The organism is Escherichia sp. MOD1-EC5990 (assembly GCF_002965285.1).
Classification (GTDB): domain Bacteria; phylum Pseudomonadota; class Gammaproteobacteria; order Enterobacterales; family Enterobacteriaceae; genus Escherichia; species Escherichia coli_F.
The window spans coordinates 1-1260 of record NZ_PTRV01000067.1; the positions used below are offsets into that span (position 1 = coordinate 1).

At 51.7% G+C, this 1260-nt stretch carries 1 protein-coding gene; it reads right to left on the reverse strand.

Annotated features, from left to right (window positions below):
* Positions 1-8: 8 nt before the first annotated feature.
* A protein-coding gene (locus BEB42_RS25875) for an IS3 family transposase (protein ID WP_152895938.1) occupies positions 9-1186 on the reverse strand; the annotation gives its coding sequence in 2 pieces (ribosomal slippage) (positions 9-928 and positions 928-1186; 1179 coding nt in all).
* Between the last annotated feature and the right edge of the window lie 74 nt (positions 1187-1260).

The window sequence follows — 1260 nt, forward strand, 5'->3', positions numbered from 1 at the left end:
TGTAGTGGTCAAGTAATATTGGCCACGGTTTTACAGTAAAAACGGTATCTGTTCTCTGATTCTTCCGGCGTCAACCCACCGTTGTAATGGTGAGGCCTGACGCTATTGTAATAATTCAGGATATAACCGCTAATTTGTTGCCGGGCCTCGTCCTTGCCTACGTAACCATCCGTCGGCACCCATTCTGTTTTCAGACTGCGGAAGAAGCGTTCCATAGGACTGTTATCCCAGCAGTTTCCCCGTCGGCTGACACTTTGCTTTATCCTGTAACGCCAGAGAAGCTGTTGATATTTCAGTCCTGTATACTGACTTCCCTGGTCGCTATGGAACATGACGTCCCGCGGCTGACCACGCACCTCATACGCCATCCGCAAGGCACTGCTTATCAGTGCAGTATCGGCATTCGCTGACAGGCTCCAGCCGATAACCCTGCGGGCAAAAAGATCCATGACGACCGCCAGATAGCACCAGCGATTTCCTGCCCAGATATACGTAATATCTCCGCACCATACCCTGTCTGGCTCCGGTACAGCGAACTGACGCTCGAGCAGATTCGGCAAACACGTATGCTCCTGACAGGCATTTTTGTATTGATGTTTTCCGGGCTGACAACTGCTCAGGTTCAGGTATTTCATCAGCCGTCCGGCACGATAACGGCTCATCGGGACGCCGTTTTGGGTCAGCATTTCAGCCAGCGTGCGCGCGCCTGCAGAGCCCCGGCTCTGGTTCCATGCCCGGCGTATTTCGCTGCACAACCTGACGCGAGCCGAATTAACCGTATCGCGTCGTTTTCGCCAGTACCGGTAACTGCTACGGTGTATTCCCAGTGCGGAACAGAGGCTGACAACTGAGTGGCTGTCACTCAGTCTGGAAACTATCGTAAACCGTTCAGTGAGTCGGACATCAAGAGCGCGGTAGCCTTTTTTAATATCGTATTTTGTTCCTCCAGTCGGCGAACCTGCTTTTCCAGCTCGCGAATACGTTGCTGTTCAGGGGTAATGGGTGTTGCAGAGGGCGCAATACCTTGGCGCTCTCGCCTGAGCTGACGTACCCAGCTCTCAAGCGTGGTAGAACCGACATTCATCGCCTCACTGGCTTGTCGATACGAATAGCCCTTATCAACAATCAGCTGTGCACATTCCAGCCTGAACTCAGGGGTGAAAGTACGTTTGGTTTTCTTGTTCATTAAGTCACCTGTTTTGTGTTGAGGTGAGAATATCACCTTTAATCAGGTGGCCAAATTTACTGTGCCACTACAAA